Raw genomic sequence first — 22,253 nt, forward strand, 5'->3', positions numbered from 1 at the left:
CCGGTCCGCCAATTCAGGGGAAGATCACCATGGTCAAGCTGTTTGAAAGCATTGCATTCCGCGGCGTCGAGTTGAGCAACCGCATCGTCGTTTCGCCGATGGGGATGTATTCGGCCGTGAACGGCTACGTCACGCCGTTCCACCTGGTTCACTATGGCAAATTTGCCCAGGGTGGGGCCGGGCTCGTCTTCGTCGAGCAGACGTCGGTCTCCCGGAAGGGGCGCATTACCAACGGCGATCCCGGATTGTGGGAAGACGGGCAAATCGACGGCATGCGCCAGATCGTTCATGTCATCAAGTCGCACGGCTCAAAGGCAGCGATCCAGATCAATCACGGCGGACGCAAATCGAGCCAGCAGCGCGCGTTCCGGGGCAATAGCCATTTGACGGACCGCGATATCGAAATGGGAGAGGAAACCTGGGTGCCTACGGGGCCGTCGGATGTGGCATTCTCTGATGGCTTCCAGACTCCCATCCCTCTCAGCAAGGACGGACTCGTCGGCGTACGCGATGCCTTCGTCGCCACGGCGCGTCGGGCTGTGCTCGCGGGCTTCGACATCATCGAGCTTCACATGGCTCACGGCTATCTCCTGCAATCGTTCCTGTCGCCGCTCGCCAATTTCCGCACCGACGAATACGGCGGCAGCCTCGAAAACCGGATGCGGTTTCCGCTCGAAGTGACGCGTGCCGTGAGGGCCGCACTTCCCTCGTCCACGCCCCTCTTCGTGCGCATCTCCGCGACCGACTGGATCGACGGCGGCTGGGAAATCGAAGACAGCATCATTTTCTCCCGCAAATTGAAGGAGCTCGGCGTCGATCTGGTCGATTGTTCGACGGGCGGCAATCTTCGCGCGGGATCGACCAACGCCAATCTCGGTCGCGGTCCAGGCTATCAGGTGCCGTTTGCCGAACGCATTCGCCGCGAGGCCGGCATTGCGACCGGCGCGGTTGGCATGATCCGGACCCCGGACTTTGCAGAGAAGGTTCTGCAGGACGGCAAGGCCGACCTCATCTTCATGGCCCGCCAGATGCTCTACGATCCGTTCTGGGCGCTTCACGCCGCGGAGCATTTCGGGCTGACCGGTCATTTCGAGCAATGGCCTGAGCAATATGGCTGGTGGCTTGCCAAATGGGGCGGAGCCCTTCGTGCCGCCGGAGAAAGTCTGGACGGGGTCGAGCGATACCGCGAGGCGGCCGAATAGAACCGCTGCCAACGCGGCTGAAGTCGCAAGATCAATCCTGATCTCGAAAGTCAAAAAAACTTCAAAGGGGAGTGAAAAATGAGAAATGTACTGGCTGCGTCGATGGTTTTCCTCAGTCTTGCTTCGGCTCACGCGCAGACGCCTGCGTCGAAGCCGGTCAAGCTCGGCGTGCTCAACGATCAGTCGGGCCAATACGCGGATGCCGCGGGGCCTGCAGCCGTTGAAGTCGCCAAAATGGCGATCGCCGATTTCGGCGGAAAATTGCTGGGACAGCCGATCGAGCTCGTGTTCGCCGATCACCAGAACAAGACGGATATCGCCTCGGGCATCGCCAGGCGATGGATCGACACGGAGAATGTCGACGTCATTCTCGATATCGGAAACTCCGCGGTCGCGCTGGCTCTGGCTGATCTGGTCCGGGACAAGAACAAGATGATGATCGTGTCGTCGGCCGGCGCATCCGCCATCACGAACGAGAAATGCTCTCCCAACACCTTCCAGTGGACCTACAATACCTACACCCTGGCGCGCAGCACCGCGAAGGCGCTGTTGGGACAGGGCGGCAACGAATGGTACTTCTTGACGGCCGACTATGCCTTCGGACAAGCCTTCGAGAACGATGCGTCCGCCGTGCTCAAGGAGTCCGGCGGCAAGGTTGTCGGCTCGGTGCGGCACCCCTTCAACACCAGCGACTTCTCGTCGTTCCTTCTGCAGGCGCAGAACTCGAGCGCCAACGTGCTCGCTCTCGCCAATGCCGGCGGCGACACAACCAACTCGCTGATGCAGGCGCACGAGTTCGGCCTGCTCGGACAGAAGAGCAAGATGAGGGTCGCGGCTCTGCTGTTCCAGATCACGGATGCCAAGTCCGTGGGTCTTCCCAATCTGCAGGGTCTGTACACCTCGGAAGCCTTCTATTGGAATCGGAATGACGCTTCGCGCGCGTTCGGGAAGCGCTTCTTCGACAAGGTCGGCCGCATGCCGACCATGGTCCAGGCCGGCATGTACTCGGCCACCTTGCACTATCTGAAGGCCGTCGAAGCTGCCGGAACCCTCGACACCGCAGCCGTGCTCGCAAAATTCCGTTCGATGCCCGTGAGCGACTTCTTCTCGGAGAAGGGTTACGTTCGCGAGGACGGCATGCACATCCACGACTACTACCTGCTGCGGGCAAAGACGGTGGAGCAGTCCAAGGGGCCGTGGGACTTCTACGACGTCGTCGCAACGGTCCCGGCCGAAGACGCCAACATTCCGCGCGAACAGAGCAAGTGTTCGCTGATGAAGAAGTCCTGATCTCCAGGCTTCGTGAAGGATCTTTGAGCGGCAGCCCAGTGCTGCCGTTCAGGGGCAGCTTCCACCGCTCGATCGGGCTGAAGTGGCCGGCTTGGCTTCCGGTCCCGCAGAATTTATGCTTATCTCGCAACGAACCCGAATTGAGGATCTCGACGACACGATTCGGGAAAGGGTGGTCCATGACCGATCAGGCGCGAGAAGCTGTCGAGCTGCTGCTCAAGAACCGTCAATCGGACAATCGGCAATCCTATCTCGTACGCGGCCGCCGGTACGAACAACTCTCCGCCAACGATCTTTGCAAGCTCTGGGCGGAGCAGATGAACCGCTGGGCCGACGACTCGATCGCGTTCGACCAGAGAGCGCTCAACGATCTTGGGGTCGAGATGGGATTGCGGGAGATCGCACCGCCCCTCGAGCAGATCGCGAAAGCGAGGCAGAAGATTCTCGCGAAATCGGGAAAAGCGTTGGCGACAATTCTTGCAGACCATCCGGACACAGAATAGCGGAGGTCAACGGTCGCGTGAACGACGCCGTCCAGCCAACAAGGTATCGTCAGCCCCTCTTTTCACATCCATAGAAATGCGATGCCGTCCCTGACGTGCATTGGCATATTTGGGCCAGCTCCCTAATCTGAAATCAACAAGGGAGGCCGGATGAACGAGACGCTGCTGTTCTCACCACTACGTATCCGTGATGTCGAGATCAAGAACCGGATCGTGGTCCCGCCGATGCTGCAATACGTTGCAGAGCGCGGCTTTCCGACCCCCTGGCACATCACCAACGCGGGTAAGTTCGCCGCAGGCGGCGCGGGCCTTGTCATCGTCGAGTCGACCAAGGTCGAGCGCCGCGGCTGCGGGACGGTCGGAGACCTCGGCATCTGGGACGACAAGTTCATCACGCCGCTTCGCGACATCGCGAGTTTCATCAAGTCGAACGGCGCTGCAGCCGGCATCCAGCTTGGACACACCGGCCGGAAGGGAAAGGCCCGGCGTCCCTGGGAGGGAGATGGAACCCTCTCCGCCCAGGAGCTTGCAGCCGTCGACGACGTCGACGGCTGGGACCTGATCGGTCCGAGCGCGCTTGCGTTCGGCAACGGCTATTTCACGCCGCGCGCCCTGGAGCGTCACGAGATTCCTGATGCGATCGAAGCCTGGGGCAAGGCGGCGGCGCGCGCCGACCAGGCCGGCTTCGACGTCGTCGAGCTGCATGCGGCCCATGGCTATCTGATCCATTCGTTCCTGTCGCCTGAGGCGAACCAGCGAACGGACGACTATGGCGGCAGCGAAGCCAACCGGATGAGATTTGCCATCGAGGTCGCCGAGTCCGTGCGCGCCAACTGGCCGGCGCCAAAGCCGCTGTTCGTTCGTCTTTCGATCGAAGACGAGGCGGGCTGGGGTCCGGCGGAGAACGCCAGGCTGGTCCGCATCCTCAAGACGAAGGGCGTCGACGTCATCGACTGCAGCACCGGCGGCCTCAACAGCAAGGTCCCCAACTTCTTCCGCCTCAACGAGTACGGCTATCAGGTCCAGTTTGCGGACTATATCCGCCGCGAGGCAGACATCATGACCATGGCGGTCGGCCTCATCATTCACGGCGATCAGGCCGAAGCGATCCTTCAGGACAAGAAAGCCGACCTCGTCGCTGTCGGCCGAGAGTTCATCCACAACCCGAACTGGGCGATGGACGCGGCGCAGAAGCTCGGCGTCGATCCGACCTTCAGCGCGGTCCCGCCGCAAATGGGCTACTGGCTCGAAAAGCGGGCCCGCCGCGGCTTTGGCGGAAATCCCTCCACGTGGCAAAAGGGCATCGCGTCGGATAGCTGATCTCCGCCGGGCGCTGTTGTGTAGCGACATTGCCTGTGCTGATTGTTTGCGAGGCGTGCTGCGGCTCGCCTCGTGAACATCCAGCAATTGCGGGCTATCACCAGACATGTCGTACGAAGACTTGATCAAGCAGACCGAGGCGCGACGACCGGCGGCGTGGGAGTTGCTCGGCGTCGGCGCCGTTTCCTACGATCAGACACGCGATCGTGTCGTGATCGAATGGCATGCCGAGCCTCGGCATTGCCATTCCACCGAAGGACATCCCAGGGGCGGCATCGTACAGGGTGGAATCGTGACGGGCTGGCTCGATGCGGCCATGGCGACCGCGAGCCTGCTGCGCGGCGAATACCTGATTACAGTCGCGAGCCTCGAGATCAAGGTCGCATTCCTGCTGCCCGCACACCCGGGCCTGTATCGGGCTTACGGCAAGGTCGTCCGGCAGGGACGCAGCGTCGGCTTCCTGGAAGCCGAGCTGCGGGATTCAAACGACGTGCTCATCGCAACAGCGAGTTCGACGGCGGCTCTACGGCCCAAGAATCCCGCCGGGACCAGCCTGGCGTAATCCTTTCGCAGCTCTCGGCTCTCAGAAGCCGTAGAGTCTGGCCGGATTGTCGATCAGGATCTTCCTGCGGACGGCCTGGTCGGGCACGCAGCGCCTGAACAGATCCATCAGCACGGACTCCTTCGGGACGGCGTCGTCAGCGTGGCCGACGTGCGGCCAGTCGCTGCCCCAGACCAGCCGGTCGGGGTTGGCCGCGACCAGCGCCTTCATGAAGTCCTCGGTGTCCTTGTATGGGCTGCCGACTCGCGTGTTGCGATCCGCACCGGACAGCTTGCACCAATAGCGGCCGCTCTTGAGGCCGCGGTCGCAGAACCACTGGTAGCCACTGTAATTGACGGTCTTGTCTGCCATGGTGCGACCCTGATGGTCGATGACGAAGTCGAGCGGGAGCTTCTCGATTTCGGGCGCCAGTTGCTGCAGATCGCCGGTCTCGATCCAGAGCTGCGCGTGCCAACCGCGCTCGGCGATGCGCGGCGCCAAGGCCTTCAGGTCGTCCAGATTCATGCCGCCGCCCGACAACACGGGCTTGCCGTCCTGGTACAGGAGATTGATGCGCACGCCCTTGAAGCCGGCATCGGTCAACTCGTCCAGCCGCTTGTCTGTGACATCCTGATTGAGGATCGCAACCGCGCGCAGCTTGTCCGGAAAGCGCTTCAAGGCCTCGAGCGTCACCTCGTTGTCCGAGCCGGCATTGCCGGCATGGACGATCACGCCGCGCGAAATGCCGATCGTCTTCCAGACGTCGAACAGCATATCGACTGGGAACTCCTGCTTCGGAGCGAATTTTCCGGAATAGTCGACGGGGAAGCGATCGAACGGCCCATAGATGTGGACGTGGCAATCGCAACTTCCGTCCGGAAATTTTTCGAGCTTTTCTGTCATGGTGACCTCACTTGCCGGTGAAATTGGCGGACCGGCGCTCCGCCGTGGATTTGACGCCTTCGCGGAAATCGTCGGTCACGCGCAGGCGATTCTGCTCGGTGAGTTCGTGATCCGTCGCATGCTTGACGCGGTCCGCGAGTCCCGCGCGCATGGTGGCGCGGGTCGACAGAAGGCCGAGCGGCGAGCATTCGGCAATTTCCTGCGCGAGCGACATCGCGGCCGCGCGAACCTGGTCCTGAGGGACCAAAACGCTCGCCAATCCCATCGCCAGTGCCTGCTGACCAGTGACGCGCCGGCTGGTGTAGAACATCAGCTCGGCGTTCGACTTGCCGATGGCCTCCGGCAGCGTGACGGTCAGTCCGAAGCCGGGATGGAAGCCCAGGCGCGTGAAGTTCGCGGCAAACCGGGCCTCGGGACACGTCACGCGGAAATCCGCCGACATCGCCAGACCAAAGCCGCCGCCGATTGCCGCGCCCTGCACCGCTGCGACGATCGGCTTCTTGTTCCGGAAGATGCGCACGGCCTCGATATAGAGGTGACCGCCATCTCGCTGGTCGCCCCTGGCCGGCGCGTCCCGGGCCGGTGTATTGAAATCCGCGCCGGCGCAAAACGCCTTGCCCTGCGCGGCAAGGACGACGGCGCGGATCTCGCCGTTCGCATCGATCTTGTCGAGTGCATCGGCGATGTCCCGAATGAGCTGGAGATCGAAATAATTCAGCGGTGGCCGCTGGATCTCGATCGTTGCGACGTGGCCTTGCGTGGTAACCGCGATATCAGTGCTCATGTGGAGTCAGATTCCTTTTGTCTTGATCAGCGAAGTCCAAGCCCGCGCGCGATGATGCCGCGCAGGACTTCCGTGGTGCCGCCCTGGATTGTGAGCTTCGGCGCGATCTTGAGCTCGAAATCCAGCTTGTTGCGGAAGGCGTCCTCTTCGTCGTCCTCGAGGTCGAGCAGCGAAGCGAGCTCGCGGACCCGATGCGGCAAGCCCTGCTCCCAGACCGTGCCGAGATCCTTGACGATCGCCGCCTCGACGACGGGTTCGCGGCCCGCCTCGAGCATCCCCGCCACCGAAACGGACATGCGGCGCAGCGTGTGCAATTGCGCGACCAGCCGCCCGATGCCGACGGTCACCCTCACGTCCGGCTTGGCGCCCGCTGCGTTGGTAAGCGCAAGCAACGCATCGTAGGTTTCGAGAAACCGCTCAGGCCCCGAGCGCTCGTAAGCCAGCTCGCTCGTGGCCTGCTTCCAGGCGCCATCGACCTCTCCAATGACATGATCGTCCGGAATAAAAGCGTCCTGGAACACGACCTCGTTGAAGTCGCGCTGGCCGCTCATCTGCCCGATCGGCCGGCAGGTGATGCCAGGCCTCTTCATGTCGACCAGGAACGACGTGAGGCCGTGCCGCCGGTTTTCCTTGGTCGAGCCGGAGGTCCGGAACAAGCCGATCATGTAGTCCGCGATGTGCGCGCTGCTGGTCCAGACTTTCGTTCCGTTGATCAGCCAGCCTCCGTCCGTTCTGGTCGCCTTCGCGCTCGCCGCGAACAGATCCGAGCCGGAATTCGGCTCGCTCATGCCGATGCAGAAGAACAGCTCGCCGCGGATGATACGGGGAAGTACGTCCTGCTTGATCTTCTCGTGCGCGTAGCGAATGAGGGTTGGGCCGCTCTGCCGGTCGGCGACGAAGAAGCGCCGCACCGGAGCATTGGCGATCCGCATCTCCTCGGTCACGACATAGCGCTCCAGGAAGCTGCGCTCCTGCCCGCCATACTTCTTCGGCCAAGTCATGCCGATCCAGCCTTTCGCGCCGACGCGACGGGAGAATTCATCGGCATTCTTCGCGCCGACTTCGGGCTTGTCGGGATCGAACGTGCCGGCTGCGATCTCGCTCTCAAGGAACGCCCGGACCTCCTTGCGCAACTCCTGGCAATGATCCGGCAGGCGCATGGCGTCGAAATGAATGAGAGACATCGCGGCTCCTTTCAGCGAGAGGCCAGCAGGGGCCAGAGTTCCCTGGCACCTCTGGCGGTGATTAACTCGCCGAGCTTGAGGCTCCAGAACGTTTCGTCACCGAACTCATCTCGCCACGACAGCAGGCGCAGCGTAAACCGGTGCAGTATGTGCTCGTCGGTGAAGCCGATCGCGCCGTGCACCTGATGAGCGATGCCGGTCCCCACTTCAACGGCCTCGCTGGAGCGAATCTTGGCGGCTGCGACCTCAAGTAGCGCGGCGTCATCATCGAAGCTGGTGTTGGCGATGGTATCCGCGGCCGAAGCCGCGGCGGACGCGGCCGCAGCGACCTCGCCGCCAAGCCGCGCCAGGCTGTGCTGAATTGCCTGGAACTTCGAAATCGGCTTTTCGAACGCGACACGCTGCTGCGAATAAAGAACCGAAAGCTCGAGGATCCTGTCCAGAGCGCCCGCAATCTGCTGCGCTCGCACAGCCGCGCCCATCAGCAGGAGGACGTCCTTCTCGCGCCCTCCCGATTCCTTCAGGCGCGCACGATGAACCGGCAGCACGTTCGCGAACTCCACGGTGTCGCGCGCGTCGCTCGCGAGGCTTTTGCCGGGCTTCAGCTCGCAATCGGCCGTTCGGACCAGAGCGACCGACGGCCCCTCGTCGCCAGTGGCCAGCACGACGAGATGCTCGACATCGCTCGCGAAGGGCACCATGCGGGCCTGGCCGTTGACGCGGCCGGTCTTGTCGAGCGTGAGGTGATCTTTCGGCCGAACCGGCGCCACCGTCATCGGCCCGCCCGGCGCGGTCAGACCCGCGCGGTCTAGCAGCCATCCGGCCAGAAGCGTTTCCGCGAGCGGCACTCCCAATGCCGCACGGCCGGCCTCGCGAATGATGCCGAAGCCATCGCCGAGCGACGCCCCTGCCCCGCCGGCGGTCTCGGAAGCCCAGGCGAGGTCCAGTCCTATCTCCTGAAGAGACGACCAGAGCGGCGCCTTCCAGGCATCGTTGCGCTTCTGGACAATGGTCTGCGGATCGGCCAGATCCGCAAGGACACGTGCGGCTGTTTCGACGACGAGGGTTTCGGAAGCTGACATCGTCATTCTCTCACTATGTGGATGGGGGGGCGCGGGCCGATCACGCCCTCGCTCCGCAGCGTAGCGATCTCGGGCTCCGACATGTCGAGCATCGACGACAGCACCTCATCGGTGTTCGCGCCCAATCTGGAGGAGACCGCGGCCGGCAGCCTGTCCGCGCCGTGGATGCGGATCGGGCTGTCCGGAATGACGATCCGCCCGAACTGCGGATGCTCGATCCATTCCAGCATGCCGCGTGAATGCATGTGCCGGTCGTTGCACACCTCTTCTAGGTCGCGGACCGGTGCGGACGGCACCTTGAATTTCGCCAGTGCAGCGCAGGCCTCCTCGCGGGTGATCTTCGAACTCCAGCCCGCGATCAACTGGTCGGTTTCGTCCATGTTGCGAACGCGCGCGACCTTGTCGTGGAATCGCGGATCGTCCGCGAGTTCGGTCCGTCCGATCGCTTGCAGCAGATTGCCCCAATGCTTGTCGTTGGTCGCAATGATCGCGATGTAGCCGTCACTCGCCGGATAGACATTGTATGGCGCCGCGGAGAGCCCGCCGTGTCTATTGCCGGTGCGCGGCGGTGCCCTGCCGATGTCGTACATGTAGGCCAGGTTCGAGGCGAGCGCGGGAAACACGGCCTCCTGCATCGCCACTTCCACCAGCCGGCCGACGCCCGTGATCTGCCGCTCGTACAACGCCGTCATCACCCCGGCATAGAGGTGAATTCCGCTCATGAAATCGACCAGCGCCGGACCGGCCTTGACGGGCGGGCTATCCGGAAAGCCGGTAACGCTCATGAGTCCCGACACGGCCTGCACAGTCACGTCCATGGCCAGATTGTCCTTATCCGGGCCCGACAGCCCATAACCGGATCCCGACGCATAGACCAACCGGGGATTGAGCTCGTGCAGCACGGACCAGCCTATCCCGAGCCGATCCATCACGCCCGGCGCGTAGTTTTCCAGCAGGACATCGGCGTCCTTGACCAGGCGCTTGAGGATCTCCTTGCCCTTCGCGGATTTCAGATCCAGCGTGATGCACTTCTTGTGACCGTTCAGCATCGCGAAAGGTGCGCCCGACCCGCGACTGACGCTGTCGCGCTGACGAACCGGTTCTCCGGCAAGCGGCTCGATCTTGATCACCTGGGCCCCGGCCTTGGCCATCAGATAAGTTGCGTAAGGGCCCTGATAGACCTGACCAAGATCGATGACCGTAAGGCCATCGAGCGGAAGATTGCGTCGACCCTGCATGTGTCTGTCTCAAATCCCTTGCAAAGAGCTATGTCCGCTAAGCGCCGAGATAGGCTTCCTGGATGTCGGGGGCATCAGCGATTTCGCCGGCCGTTCCTTCGCGCACGATCGAGCCCACTCTGAGCACATAGGCCCGGTCGGCAATCTTGAGCGCCGCGCGCATGTTCTGCTCGACCAGAAGCGCCGAAAGGCCCTTGGCCCGCAGCGCTCCGATCGCGCCGAGCACGAATTTGGAGAAGAACGGCGACAGACCGAGTGACGGCTCATCGAACAGGATGAGCCGCGGACGCGCCATCAAGCCGCGGCCGATCGCCAGCATCTGCTGCTCGCCGCCGCTGAGATTTCCGGCGGCCTGCCGGAAACGCTCGCGCAGGCGCGGAAACATGTTGAGCACGTCATCGACCGTAAACACGGGACCGCTGCCGAATGCGTCGACGATCTTCAAATTCGCCTCGACCGTCATCGACGGAAAGATCTCGCGCCCTTCGGGGACGTGGCTGATGCCGGCCCGGCTGAGCGTCCAGGGCTTGCGCCCGTCGATGCGCTGATCCGCGAACTCGATGCGGCCCGCAGTGATCGGCAGGACGCCGGAGATCGCGTTCAATAGCGTGGTCTTGCCGGCGCCATTGGCGCCGAGGATGGCAACGATCTCGCCGCGGTTGACGGAGAGCGAGACGCCGCGGAGCGCGACGACCTTGCCGTAGGCTGCCGAGACGTCCTTGACGGTCAGCAGCGAGCCATCACTCGTCATCGTCAGCCCCCAGATAGGCGGTCACGACTTCCGGATGACTGAGAACGTGATGCGGCGCGTCGACCACGACAGGCTTGCCGTCGACGACGACGAGCGCGCGGCCGCAGAGCTGCCGGATGACCGCCATGTCGTGCTCGACGATCAGGATTGTCCGCCCCGGTGCGATCGCACGGATCAGGGCGATGAAGTCGGCGGTCTCGCGCCCGTTCATGCCGGCGGCGGGCTCGTCGAGGAACATGATCTTCGGATCGGACATCAATGCGATTCCGACGGCCAGCCGGCGCTGCACGCCATAAGCCAGCACGCCGGCCTTCCGGTGCCGCTCTCCGTCGAGGCCGATCAGCGCAAGAACCTCCTCGACGCGGGCCTGGAAAGCCTGCTGATCCCGGACATAGGACTTGCTGCCGACGATCCGGCCAAGGACGCCGTGGTGAAAGCTCGCATGGCGCCCGAACAGGAGATTTTCCAGCACCGTGCTTTCGGCGAACACCGCAGTTCTCTGAAAGGTTCGGGCGACTCCTGAGCGCGCGATGAGATGCGGCGGCATCCCCGAGATCTCGCTTCCCATGATGCGGATCGATCCGCTGGTCGGCACGGTGATGCCGCAGAGGATGTCGAAGAGCGTCGACTTGCCCGCACCATTCGGGCCGATAATGCCAAAGATTTCGCCTTCCTCGACATCGAGGCTGACGCCGTTCAAGGCCGTCACGCCGCCATATCGCTTGACGATGTCCCGGGCCGAGACGACTGGACGCTCAGCGGCTGCGATCGTCATCTGTCTTCCTTCCGAGCCGGTCACGCAGAGCAACGCCCAGTTGATGCAGTCCGCCGGGGGCAAACATCATGATCAGGATGATGATCGACGAGAACACCAGGATCCTCACGTTCGGATCGAGGTTCATAGCCTGCGGTATCAGCGTGAACATCGCAGCGCCGATCACCGGTCCGACCACGAGCTGCGCGCCGCCCAGCAGGACCATCAGGAGCCCGTCCACCGTGTTCGCGACGCTGAAGACCTCGGGTGTGACAATCTGCGTGTAGGGAACGGCGAGCGCACCAGCCAGCGCGGCAAACGGCGCGCTCAGCATGAAAGCCTTCAGCCGGACACGCGCCACATCGACGCCGACCGAGCGCGCGAGATGGGGATTCTGGCGGACACTGTCCATGGCGGCGCCGAAAGGGGACCGGCGCAGGGCCACCAGGAAGACGATCGCAAGCAGAAGAATGGTGGCGGTGACCGCGAAGTAGGTCTGCGGATCCGACAGCTGAAGCGAACCGATCTCGATCGGCGGAAAGCCGAACAGGCCGAGCGGTCCCCCGGTGATCTCCTCGAGATTCGTCGCTGCGACCATGGCGACGCCGGTCAGGCCCCAGGACACGATCGAGAAATAGGCTCCGGTCAGACGCAGCGTGATGACGCCGATGATGGCGGCCAGCACCACGGAAAGCATGAGCGCGATCAGCACCGCGACCTCGAACGGCAGCCCAAGCTTGCCCATTCCGATCGCCGCTCCGTAAGCGCCGACGCCGAAAAACAGGCATTGGCCGAGCGGCACCTCGCCGACGCCGCCGAGGATGATGTTGATGCTCAGAGCAAACAGGGCGAACGCACAGGTGTACCCGGCGAGGGTCACCACGAACGGGTCGGTGAACGCGAAGGCGAACGCCGCGATGACCGCGACGGCGCATGCGACGTAAATGGCCTCTCGCGCGGCGCGCCCGGCCCTGTCGCCGTTCATGGCGCCGGCCCGCTTCCTGTCCATCATCGTGCCGAAATCCTGGATCGCCATCTCAGTGCCGATGCTGCTGGACTTGGCCAAGCAGTCCTTGCGGTCGGAACAGCAGCGTGGCGATGACGAGGCCCCAGCCCAGCGCGGGCGTCCACGAGACAGAGACGTAAGTTTCAAACAGCGCGTTGGCGACACCGATCAGAAGCGCACCCAGCATCGCGCCCGGAATACTGCCCATCCCGCCCAGGATGACGACCGTGAATCCGACGATCAGAGCGCTGTATCCCATGGTCGGATAGATCGTCGAGATCGGCGCCAACAGCGCGCCTGCAAGACCAGCGGCGGCGACGCCTAGCACGAAGGCCAGTGCGCGGATCCAGGGAACATCGATGCCGGAATAGAGCGCGCCACGCGCGTTCTGGGCGACGGCCACGACCTGCTGGCCCTTTATGCTCAGACGGAGCCACAGACCGAGCGCGCTGAGCACGAGAACTGAACAGACGAAGATGAACGCGCGTTGCGACGTCACGAAGATACCGAGAAATCGCATCGTGCTTTGTCCGAGCGGCGATGTCACGGGGAGCGGGTCCGGCCCGAAGATCAGGATCAATCCGGCCACCGCCGCCTGACCGAGCGCGAACGTGACGATCAGTGAGCCGTGATGTGAATCGCCATACAGGCTGCGACGGATGACGACCCATTCTGTGACGGCGCCGATTGCCACGACGATCAGCACCGACAACGGAACAGCGATGAAATAGTTCACGCCTCGCGACGTCAGCAGGTAGCAGGCATAGCCGCCCATGGCGAAGAACGCGCCATGGGCAAAGTTTGCAATGCCCACGATTCCGAAGATCAGCGTCAGGCCGACGGCGATGACGGCATAGCCGGCGCCAAGCACCAATCCGTTGACGAGGGTTTGAACCAGAAGTTCCAAAGCCGTACGTGCCTTCTAAATTTGATCCGCGCGATCGTCAGTTCGAGCTGACGCGCTCGACCTGGACGACAGCCCCGTTCTCGACTCGCTGGATATAGAAGTACGGCGCCCGCGCCCTGCCCTTCTCGTCGAACTTGAGCAGTCCCCTCGGGCTCGGCCAGGCGTTTTCGCGGATGACTTTCGAGATCTTGTCGTAGTCGCTGTCGGTACCGGCTTTGTCCATCGCGGCGGCGATGAGATTGATCGCCTCGAAGATCACAAGCTCACCTTTTCCCGGAGAGGAGTTGAACTTCTTCTGATAGTTCTCGACGAACTCCTTGCCTTCGGCGCCGGGATCTGATGCCATGAAGATCTCTCCCGTAATGACGCCGTTCATGGCGCCCTCCGATGGCTTGATCATGCCCGGCGTCACCACGCCAGGCGACATCACCTCGATCTTGAAGCCGCCGAGCTGGCGCACCTGCTTCCACAGTTGTGCGGCGCGCGCCGGATAGGCGTCGGCGACGTAGATCATGTCCGGATTGCTCGCCTTGATCTTGGTGAGAATGGACGTGAAATCGTTAGTCTCGGCGTCATAGGTAGAGATGCTCACCAGCTCAATGCCTGCGGACTGGAGGCTCGCCTTGAGCTTCTCGAGGACCGTCTTGTTGAACTCGGAATTCTCGCCCATGTAGGCGACCGTCTTCGGCTTCAACGTCTTGACGATGTAGGCATTGAACGATTCGGAGTTGAGCGACACCGTGTTGTTGATTTGAAACAGCCAGGGACTGCCCTGATCGGTGATCGCATCAGCCTGCGCGCCAGCGTTTACTTGCAGGATACGCTTCTTAGTGACCGAAGACTCGGCAAGCACGACCGAGCTGTTCGTCCCCCCGGTTATCGCTTTCACGCGCCCCACCGACATCAGCTTCTGGACCGCGGCGACGCCGCCTTGCGGCGTGCCCTTCTCATCCTCGAAGACCAGTTCGATCTTCCGGCCGCCGAGAATGCCGCCGCGCTGGTTGACGAGGTCGGCTGCATATTCAGCGCCGCGCTGCAATTCCTGCCCATAAGTCGCCGCTGCGCCGCTCAGAGGCAGCGCAAGGCCGATCTTGACCGGGTCAGCCGCCATCGCGCCGGGCGCGTAAGCGAGCTGCACAGTCGCCGCCACGATGGCCCCCAAAGACAAAATTACATTTCGGCGATCCGCACGCTTCATCGTTCTTCCCCTTATGATTTGTTTCGCCAGCCCGCGGTAACGCGGCGGCTCCTTTGATTTCCGATGGACTCAGCGTCCGAGCTCAATTCAGATTGCGCTGAAAGAGATCGAACAGGCGCTCCCAATGCCGCTCGGTGCTGGCCTTGTGGTAGAGGCGCCGGGTTGGAAAGGCGAAGCCGTGTTCGGCTTCCGGATAGTATTCCATCCGCCCGTTGATGCCGGTCGTCTTGATCGCCCGCGATACCTGCTCGAGCATCTCGGGAGGCGCGTAGTGATCATGCTCGGCCAGCGCAAAGTAGATCTCGCCCTCGATCTTGTCGGTGACGAGATGCGCGGAGTCCGGCTGGTCAGTGACGAGACGCGCGCCGTAGACGGAGGCGCCGGCGGCCATGCGATCGGGAAACACGCCCATCGCGCGATAGACGTAGCGGCCGCTCATGCAATAGCCGACACATCCCGTCTTGCCCTGCCGCGCAGCCGGCTCATTGGCGAGGAAGTCGAATATGGCCTGGGTGTCTTCCATCACCATGGTGTTGGTGAGGTGGCGGTTGAGCTTCCACATGAACTCCAGCTTATCCGCGCAGGCGGGGTCCCACAGCCGGTTCGCGTCGAGATCGACGCAGCGGACCATGCGGTAGTACATGTTCGGCATGATGACGAAATAGCCGACTGTCGCCAGACGACGGCACATGTCGGACAGCTCCTCGCGGACGCCGACCGAGTCCATATAGAAGATGACGACAGGGAACGGCCCTGGACGGTCCGGGTGAAACACGTACGTGTTCATCACCCCGTCCTTGGTTTTCAGATCGACGACCTTCTCCTGCACGACTCCACCCTTCCAACCATTTTGTATCTCCGCGCGTTCGAGGCGTGGAGTGGGCGGAAGAATGTGCCGGGACGTAGCTGAAAGCCAGAGCATTACAGATATGCGTGCGTATTTACAGATATGTGAAAATGGATCTGTTCAGTTGCGGGCTTTTGTCGCGGATGCGCGATCCTCCCGCGTAACGAATTTGTCGATGCCTTCGCGCAGCGATCTCAGGATCTGCGTTCGCTTGGATACCAGTCGTTCGACCGGACCGCCGACGCCGATCGCCAGGATGCGGCCGTGGCGCCGCTCCGGCAACAACATCCCGATGACGCCCGCTCCGGCCGTTACAGTGTGAAGGGAGATGACGTAACCATCCTTGCGGATCTTGCGGAGTTTCTGCATCAGCTCCTTCAGGTCGACCTTCTTCTTTCGGTCTTCCTCCTCGAAATTGATGCGGCGCACGAGCTTCTCGATGGTCTCGTCCGAACGCGCGCTCAGCAGCATCCATCCGAGGCCCGAACGCGCGAGCGGCCGGATCGTCCCGGGCTTGATCGAAAACTGGATCGTGCGCGGCGAAGGCTGTACATGGATATATTGCATGTACAGGTCGCTCTGGGTTGCGATGCTGACGGTCTCTTCGGTTTCCTTGTTGAGGTGGTTCACCAGCGCCGAAATTCCGCGCTCGCCAAAAAGCGCACCCTGCACCCAGTGCCCTAGCTGCACGATCCGCATCGTCGGCATATAGGTCCGCGAATAGCGGTCGAAGTCGACATAACCGAGCACCACCATGCTCTTGAGGACCGCGGACGCGCTTGAGACGGGGTAGCCGAAGCGCAGCGCGACCTCCTTGAGACTCAAGGGCCGCTGCACTTCATCGAAATATTCCAGGATCTCGAACAGCCGCTTGGCCGTCTTGATGACCTCTTTGGACATGCTTCCTCGCTTGCTTTTTCACATAGATAGAAAAGTTTCTTCATGGACGAAAGGCATTTCGGTGGTTCCTTGCGTTTGCTAGAAAGCTCCTCAATGGAGATCGCCCATGGTTTCTGCCGAGCAGATGAAGTTCGAAGTGTCCGATCGCGTCGCGACGATCACGTTCGACCGACCGGACAAGATGAACGCCTGGACGCCGGTCATGGAGAGCGAGCTGCGCCGCCTGATGGCCATCGCGTCCGAGGACGACGATGTCCGCGCGATCGTAATCACCGGCGCAGGCCGAGGCTTCTGCGCTGGCGCCGACATGGGTCGCCTGTCAGATGCGTCGTCGGGAAACACGAGCGCCGCCCCCCCGGTCGCCCCGGCGGAAAGTGACGATGATCTGGCGCAGCGATACAGCTATCTTCTCGCCGTTCCCAAGCCGATCATTGCGGGCATCAATGGCGCCATCGCAGGGGTTGGTCTTTGCATCGCGCTCTATTGCGACCTGCGCTTCATGGCCGCGGGCGCGAAGCTGACTACGTCTTTCGCCCGGCGCGGCCTCATCGCAGAGCACGGCAGCGCCTGGATGTTACGTCAGCTCATCGGGCCGATGAATGCCGCGGACCTTCTGCTGTCCGGACGCGTGGTCGAAGCCGCCGAGGCCGAGCGGCTCGGCCTGGTCCGAATGTTGCCCGCAGACACTTTTCGCGAGACGGTTCAACAGACCGCGTCGGATTTCGCCAATCTCTGCTCGCCGCGATCCATGCGCATCATCAAGCAGCAACTCACGGCAGCCCCTCGGCAAACCCTCGCCGAAGCGACGCAGCTCGCGAACAGGGAAGTCGCGATCTGCCGGGGAACGGAAGACTTCAAGGAAGGCGTTGCCCATTTCATCGAAAAGCGGACGCCACGCTTCACCGGCAAGTGAACGCGCGGACGCCAACGTCTTTCGACGGAACTAGGAGCCAGGCGGAGCGCTCGCCCCGGTCGTCAGGCCGACCGAACTCGGCTCGGCCAGCGCGATATCTTCATTAGCCGCGCCCCGCCCCTCGAGGATCGCGAGAAAGCTGCGGCCTTCTGCGGTAATGTTCCACATGCCCGGCTCGCGCACCACGAGCTTCTGGCGGAATATATCGAGATCGGGCGCACGTTCGGCGAGACGATTCATCCGTCCGGTCCATTCCTGTCCGCTCGTGTAGAAAACGGCAAGGTGCTGCCTGATGACCTCGAGGCTGGCACGTCCGTCGGTCTGCCCGTCGAGAATCTTCAGGATCGAAAGCTGGAAACTCACTCGCGACTCAGCCGCTGTCACTTCACCGTCGCCCTATATGTGAGCGGCGGACGATGTGGAAGTCATGACGGATCTGCCGAAACGGGATACCGGCCCTATCGACGCGCGCTCGACTGGACCTGCCTGCGCAACCCGATTAACGTGCCGCCACACGGACACTCAACAAGGATTTCGGCGCGGCTTTACCGGATGTCTGCGGAATTGCCGGCACAGTCAGACGATGGCCAGAAGAAGCAAGAAAGCAACAGCAGACGATCGGATCACGGAAGCCACGAGCTACGGCCCGCCGGCGGCAGGATCGGTCAAGTCCGCGGGACGTGTGCTGCGAGTTCTGGAGTTCTTCGACGAGATCCAGCGGGACGCGCGCGTGGCCGAAGTGGCCGAGCGGCTGGGATTTCCGCAATCGTCCACCTCGATCCTGCTCAACTGCCTCGTCGAACTCGGTTACATGGACTATCTGCAGGAGAGCCGCAGCTTCCTGCCCTCGCCGCGCGTCACCTTGCTCGGGACCTGGCTCGACAAGGGCCCTGTGAGAAACGGCAGCCTGATGAGGATGCTCGAAGAGCTGTCCCAGAAAACGGGCGACACCGTCATCATCGCCGCGCGAACCGGCATCTTCGCGCAATATATCCACGTACTGCAGGCCCGCGCGACAATGCGCTTTCATGTCCCGCCCGGGTCCAGGCGCCTCGTGGTCTGGTCGGCCACCGGGTTTTCGTTACTGACGTCGAGCAGCGACAAGGAGATCCGCAGCCTGTGCACGCGCACCAACGCGGAAGCCGCGCTCGACATATCCCGGATCGACATCAATCAGGTGCTGGAAAACGTCGAGCGCACGCGGCGTGAGGGGTTCTTCTTCTCGGCCGGTCTCGTCACCCCCGGCGCCGGATCGATTGCCGTGCCGCTGCCCGATGGCATCGACGGCTGGAACCGCGCGCTTGCCGTCGCGGTTTCAGGCCCTCTCCAGGACATCACGCGACGGCAGACGGAGATCGTCACGCTGCTCAACGATGTCGTGCAGCGCTATCTTCGCCCCACAGCCTCGATTTAGGCCATGCCAGCGGCGGCCGGCCGGTCGACGAGCAGCGACCAGAGGCCCTCGCCTCCTTGCGCGCAGATCATCCGGCCGATCTTTTCCTGCCACCAGGGTTCGGCCCCCCATTCGTCGCGCCACGACCAGAGACGGCGAGTCGCGTAATGCAGCGGATGCTCCTGGGTAAATCCCATCGCGCCATGCACCTGATGGCAGAGCGCAGCGACCTGCCCGGCAGATTCGCCGCACCGCGATTTTGCGATCGCTACAGCCAGCGCGTCATCGCCGAGGATCGGCGATTCCGTCACCGTATCACCCGCCGCCGACGCCGCCGCAAAGTGGCCTGCCGCGATCGCCAGCATGTGCTGGATCGCCTGGAATTTCGCGATCGGGCGGCCAAACTGCACGCGCTCATTGGCGTAGGACAGCGCATAATCCATGCACCGCTCCATCGCGCCGATCATTTGCTGGACACGGATGGCCGCGCCAAACGGCATCAGGCCATCGGCACCGAGGCAAGAGGGCGCAGGCAAGGCATCGCTCGCGGCCAATTGCACGCCGCCGAAGTCGACATCTTCGCGCGGCTCATAGGCGACGTTCCGCCGCGTCTTGTTCGTACGCGTCTTGTCGCTAGGCACGCGACATAGGAAAGCCTCGCCGTTCGCGTCGCGCGCAAGGACCAGTGTGGTCGGTGCCTGTTTGCCCCAGGGAACATGCCGGGCAACGCCTTGAAGAGTCACCCCCGTGGAGCTCGACACAAGCGCAATACGATCCTGCGGATTGACCGGCGCAAGCGTCACCGCGCCCGCGATAACCTCGCCGCCGGCGTCGGTCCAGAGCGCGTTGGCCATTATGGTTTCCGCCAGCGGCAGCGGGACGGAATGATATGCGGATCTGCGGATCAGGCTGGCCGCAACGTCCGGGGCAAGCCCCGCCCCACCCTTCATTTCCGGCACCAGCGCCAGCGGCAGGCCGGCATCTTCAACCGCGCGCCAAGGCGCATCAGGCCAATGCCCTGCGTCTGCCGCGGACAGAACCTTCTTGTCGATGTGCTGCGCGAAGAGGCGATCGGCCTGTTCGAGCACAATGGCGGACATGTCTTCCATGGCATTCTCCCCGTCAGCGCAGGCCAAGACCGCGGGCAATCATCCCGCGCAGGATTTCCGGCGTGCCGCCGCGAATGGTGAACGATGGCGCGTGCAGCAACACATGTGCCATCGCCTGCGAATACTCGTCATCGTCATCGAGACTTGCCTCGACCGGCAACAGCTTCCGCACCGCTTCCGGGACTTCCCGCTCGAATGCCGTGCCGACATCCTTGACCAGTGCAGCTTCGGTGACCGGACTTTCGCCACGCTCCAATAGCCCGGCGATCGACGACGACATCCGGCGCAACGTGGCGAAGTGAGCCGCGAGCCGGCCGATCTCGACCGCCTGCCGCTCATTCGGCTCGCGCCCGATCTTGTCGACGAGTTCGACGAGAAGCCTGATGTCCGACATAAAGCGATCCGGGCCGGCGCGCTCGAACGCCAACTCGCCCGTCACGCGCGTCCAGCCTTCGCCGGGCTTTCCGATCATCATGTCGTCGGGAACGAAGCAGTTCTTGAAGAATACCTCGTTGAACTCGTGCCCTCCCGACAGGTTCATGATCGGCCTGATCTCGATACCTTCCGAGCCCGTATCCACGATGAACTGGGACAAGCCTGTGTGACGGTTCTCGCTGGGCGGCTCGGTGCGGGCCAGCACGATCAGATAGTGAACGCGGTGAGCGTTCGAGGTCCAGATCTTGGTACCGTTGATCACCCAGCCGCCTTCGACCTTGTCCGCCTTCGTGCGGGCGGCCGCAAGGTCGGAGCCGGAATCGGGTTCACTCATGCCGATGCCGAAATAGCACTCGCCCGCGGCAATCCTGGGCAGAATCAGCTCGCGCGCCCGCTCGCTGCCATGCTTGAGAATCTGCGGACCGGACTGCCGATCCGCAATCCAGTGTGCGCCGCCCGGCGCGCCGGCCGCCAGCATCTCCTCGGTCGCGACGAAGCGCTGCAAGTTGGAGTATTCGCCACCGCCATAACGTTTCGGCCAGGTCATGCCGATAAAGCCCGCCTTGGCGGCGCGCTTGCTGAACTCCGGATCGAATGTCGACCAGGATGTCCGGTGTGCGGCGTAGCGGCGGCCGTCACGCTCCTCCTTCAGGAAGGCGCGGACCTTGTGCCGCATCGCGTCTGCTTCGGGCGGTAAGGTCAGAGATTCGAACCGGAACGCGCGCATTCAAGCCTCCATTCGTCGAAAGTCGTCGTTTGGCACAATATCCATCATCAACCCGCCTCACTTGCTCTTGCGGCTCGGGGAGATTGTCTCCGGCACATGCACTCCGATCTCCGCGAGCAACTCGGCCGTATGTTCGCCAAGCCGCGGCGCATGGCGGCGAACCCGGAACGGCGAGGAGCTAAAGGACACCGGCGCCCGTATCGACTTGTATGCTCCCTCCGATGGATGCTCGGCACGGCTGAACATCCCGACCGCCTTCATGTGTTCATCGTCTGGCAGATCGGCGAGACCCAGGACGGGCATACAGGGAATGCTGACGTCGTCGCAGAACGACACCCATGCGGCCGTAGAATGCCGGGGGGCTTCCTGCTCGATGATCTCGTAGAGTGTCTCAAGATGGGCCACCCGCTCGACCAGCGGAAAGAAGCGGGCGTCGGACTTCATTTCCGGGCGCCCCACGAAGTCGAAGAAGTCGCGCCAGTTGCGATCCGAATAGGGAAGGATGCACATATAACCGTCGCCGGTGCGAAACGGCTTGCGGCGCGGGCTGACGACGCGGGCATAGCCGGGGTCGCCGAGCGACGGCTCGAAGGCAAAGCCGAGCAAATGCTCGATATAGGCGAACTCCGCCGTGGTCTCGAACATCGGCACCTCGATGGCCTGCCCTCCGCCACCACGCTCACGCTGGAACAGGGCTGCCATCACCGAATAGGCGATCGCTTGCCCGGACAGCTTGTCGCACAGCACCGTCGGCATGAAGGCCGGCTCGCCGCGCGCGACCATATGCAATGCAGCGAGCCCGGAGCCGGCCTGGATGATATCGTCATAGGCAGCCTTGTCGCGATAGGGCCCCTTCTCGCTGAACCCGTACGCGCCGCAATAGATGATATCAGGCTTGATGGCGCGGACGGCCTGATAACCAAGCCCGAGCTTGTCGATGGCCTTGGGTCGCAACGAGTGGACGAACACGTCGGCTGTCGCAATCAGCCTGCACAGCGCATCCATTCCCGCGGACTGCTTCAGGTCGAGCATGACGCTGCGCTTGTTACGGTTGAGATGGAGAAAGCCGCCGGCCATGCCTTCGTTGCGATTGGGGCGATAGGTGCGAAAGGAATCGCCCTCCTCGCTCTCGATCTTGATCACGTCAGCCCCGAGATCGGCCATGATGTGTGTCGCAAACGGTCCCATGATCACGTTGGTCAGGTCGATGACGCGAATTCCGCCCAACGGGCCGTCTGCAGGGGTCGTGTCCATCCCGAAGCTCTC

The 22,253-nt window shown here is 62.8% G+C and carries 23 protein-coding genes; 7 read left to right on the forward strand and 16 right to left on the reverse strand.

The window, feature by feature from the left end; all coding sequences use genetic code 11:
- The first annotated feature begins 29 nt into the window (after window positions 1–29).
- The 5 genes from IVB24_RS30720 (at window position 30) to IVB24_RS30740 (ending at window position 4,877) form a co-directional block, all read left to right on the forward strand.
- Complete coding sequence (locus tag IVB24_RS30720; RefSeq protein ID WP_247770216.1) at window positions 30–1,202, forward strand: NADH:flavin oxidoreductase/NADH oxidase; 1,173 nt, start codon at window positions 30–32, stop codon at window positions 1,200–1,202.
- Window positions 1,203–1,280: 78 nt separating this feature from the next.
- On the forward strand, window positions 1,281–2,492 hold the full coding sequence (locus IVB24_RS30725) for an ABC transporter substrate-binding protein (RefSeq protein ID WP_094974095.1): 1,212 nt from the start codon (window positions 1,281–1,283) through the stop codon (window positions 2,490–2,492).
- 179 nt (window positions 2,493–2,671) lie between these two features.
- Complete coding sequence (locus IVB24_RS30730) at window positions 2,672–2,995, forward strand: hypothetical protein (protein WP_166475838.1); 324 nt, start codon at window positions 2,672–2,674, stop codon at window positions 2,993–2,995.
- Window positions 2,996–3,145: 150 nt separating this feature from the next.
- On the forward strand, window positions 3,146–4,315 hold the full coding sequence (locus IVB24_RS30735; RefSeq protein ID WP_247770217.1) for an NADH:flavin oxidoreductase/NADH oxidase: 1,170 nt from the start codon (window positions 3,146–3,148) through the stop codon (window positions 4,313–4,315).
- Between the two features lie 106 nt (window positions 4,316–4,421).
- Complete coding sequence (locus IVB24_RS30740) at window positions 4,422–4,877, forward strand: PaaI family thioesterase (protein WP_166468479.1); 456 nt, start codon at window positions 4,422–4,424, stop codon at window positions 4,875–4,877.
- A gap of 21 nt (window positions 4,878–4,898) precedes the next feature.
- Here IVB24_RS30740 and IVB24_RS30745 read toward each other — a convergent pair whose 3' ends face one another.
- The 12 genes from IVB24_RS30745 to IVB24_RS30800 form a co-directional block, all read right to left on the reverse strand.
- Window positions 4,899–5,759, reverse strand: a complete 861-nt coding sequence (locus IVB24_RS30745) for an amidohydrolase family protein (RefSeq protein WP_140480763.1) — start codon at window positions 5,757–5,759, stop codon at window positions 4,899–4,901.
- Window positions 5,760–5,766: 7 nt separating this feature from the next.
- The gene (locus IVB24_RS30750; protein ID WP_247770218.1) at window positions 5,767–6,543 is read right to left on the reverse strand and encodes an enoyl-CoA hydratase/isomerase family protein; all 777 of its coding nucleotides are present in this window, start codon (window positions 6,541–6,543) and stop codon (window positions 5,767–5,769) included.
- 26 nt (window positions 6,544–6,569) lie between these two features.
- Window positions 6,570–7,727: an acyl-CoA dehydrogenase family protein gene (locus IVB24_RS30755; RefSeq protein ID WP_247770219.1), complete on the reverse strand. Its 1,158-nt coding sequence runs from the start codon at window positions 7,725–7,727 to the stop codon at window positions 6,570–6,572.
- Window positions 7,728–7,738: 11 nt separating this feature from the next.
- On the reverse strand, window positions 7,739–8,809 hold the full coding sequence (locus IVB24_RS30760; protein WP_247770220.1) for an acyl-CoA dehydrogenase family protein: 1,071 nt from the start codon (window positions 8,807–8,809) through the stop codon (window positions 7,739–7,741).
- 2 nt (window positions 8,810–8,811) lie between these two features.
- Complete coding sequence (locus IVB24_RS30765; RefSeq protein ID WP_247770221.1) at window positions 8,812–10,047, reverse strand: CoA transferase; 1,236 nt, start codon at window positions 10,045–10,047, stop codon at window positions 8,812–8,814.
- A gap of 37 nt (window positions 10,048–10,084) precedes the next feature.
- Entirely contained in the window at window positions 10,085–10,798 is a 714-nt protein-coding gene (locus IVB24_RS30770) for an ABC transporter ATP-binding protein (protein WP_094974086.1), read from the reverse strand.
- Window positions 10,788–11,573: an ABC transporter ATP-binding protein gene (locus tag IVB24_RS30775; protein WP_244607453.1), complete on the reverse strand. Its 786-nt coding sequence runs from the start codon at window positions 11,571–11,573 to the stop codon at window positions 10,788–10,790. The genes IVB24_RS30770 and IVB24_RS30775 overlap by 11 nt, the downstream gene beginning before the upstream one ends.
- Window positions 11,554–12,618: a branched-chain amino acid ABC transporter permease gene (locus IVB24_RS30780; RefSeq protein ID WP_247770222.1), complete on the reverse strand. Its 1,065-nt coding sequence runs from the start codon at window positions 12,616–12,618 to the stop codon at window positions 11,554–11,556. Before IVB24_RS30780 ends, IVB24_RS30775 begins: the two co-directional genes overlap by 20 nt.
- Entirely contained in the window at window positions 12,590–13,465 is an 876-nt protein-coding gene (locus IVB24_RS30785; RefSeq protein WP_247770223.1) for a branched-chain amino acid ABC transporter permease, read from the reverse strand. Before IVB24_RS30785 ends, IVB24_RS30780 begins: the two co-directional genes overlap by 29 nt.
- A gap of 37 nt (window positions 13,466–13,502) precedes the next feature.
- Window positions 13,503–14,615, reverse strand: coding sequence for an ABC transporter substrate-binding protein (locus tag IVB24_RS30790; protein ID WP_247770224.1), 1,113 nt, complete (start codon window positions 14,613–14,615; stop codon window positions 13,503–13,505).
- Window positions 14,616–14,745: 130 nt separating this feature from the next.
- The gene (locus IVB24_RS30795) at window positions 14,746–15,492 is read right to left on the reverse strand and encodes a dienelactone hydrolase family protein (RefSeq protein WP_247770225.1); all 747 of its coding nucleotides are present in this window, start codon (window positions 15,490–15,492) and stop codon (window positions 14,746–14,748) included.
- Window positions 15,493–15,630: 138 nt separating this feature from the next.
- Window positions 15,631–16,410 carry an IclR family transcriptional regulator C-terminal domain-containing protein gene (locus tag IVB24_RS30800; protein ID WP_094974081.1) on the reverse strand — a complete coding sequence of 260 codons (780 nt, stop codon included), beginning with the start codon at window positions 16,408–16,410 and terminating at the stop codon, window positions 15,631–15,633.
- A 106-nt stretch (window positions 16,411–16,516) separates the two neighbouring features.
- Between IVB24_RS30800 and IVB24_RS30805 the strand changes: the two genes are divergently transcribed.
- Window positions 16,517–17,323, forward strand: coding sequence for an enoyl-CoA hydratase-related protein (locus IVB24_RS30805; protein WP_247770226.1), 807 nt, complete (start codon window positions 16,517–16,519; stop codon window positions 17,321–17,323).
- Window positions 17,324–17,353: 30 nt separating this feature from the next.
- Here the strand turns inward: IVB24_RS30805 and IVB24_RS30810 are convergent, their stop codons facing one another.
- Entirely contained in the window at window positions 17,354–17,686 is a 333-nt protein-coding gene (locus tag IVB24_RS30810) for a hypothetical protein (protein WP_181955117.1), read from the reverse strand.
- Between the two features lie 220 nt (window positions 17,687–17,906).
- Here IVB24_RS30810 and IVB24_RS30815 point away from each other — a divergent pair, with 220 nt between their 5' ends.
- Entirely contained in the window at window positions 17,907–18,737 is an 831-nt protein-coding gene (locus IVB24_RS30815; RefSeq protein ID WP_166470030.1) for a helix-turn-helix domain-containing protein, read from the forward strand.
- Here the strand turns inward: IVB24_RS30815 and IVB24_RS30820 are convergent.
- The 3 genes from IVB24_RS30820 to IVB24_RS30830 all read right to left on the reverse strand — a co-directional run bounded on the left by IVB24_RS30820 (window position 18,734) and on the right by IVB24_RS30830 (window position 22,241).
- Window positions 18,734–19,804 carry an acyl-CoA dehydrogenase family protein gene (locus tag IVB24_RS30820; protein ID WP_247770227.1) on the reverse strand — a complete coding sequence of 357 codons (1,071 nt, stop codon included), beginning with the start codon at window positions 19,802–19,804 and terminating at the stop codon, window positions 18,734–18,736. The genes IVB24_RS30815 and IVB24_RS30820 overlap by 4 nt on opposite strands.
- Before the next feature lie 34 nt (window positions 19,805–19,838).
- The gene (locus IVB24_RS30825; RefSeq protein WP_346771343.1) at window positions 19,839–20,936 is read right to left on the reverse strand and encodes an acyl-CoA dehydrogenase family protein; all 1,098 of its coding nucleotides are present in this window, start codon (window positions 20,934–20,936) and stop codon (window positions 19,839–19,841) included.
- Window positions 20,937–21,044: 108 nt separating this feature from the next.
- A complete protein-coding gene (locus IVB24_RS30830) occupies window positions 21,045–22,241 on the reverse strand; it encodes a CoA transferase (RefSeq protein ID WP_247770229.1) in 1,197 nt (398 codons plus the stop codon).
- Window positions 22,242–22,253: the final 12 nt, after the last annotated feature.

The sequence above is a fragment of the Bradyrhizobium sp. 192 genome (assembly GCF_023100965.1).
In the GTDB taxonomy this organism is placed as follows: domain Bacteria; phylum Pseudomonadota; class Alphaproteobacteria; order Rhizobiales; family Xanthobacteraceae; genus Bradyrhizobium; species Bradyrhizobium symbiodeficiens.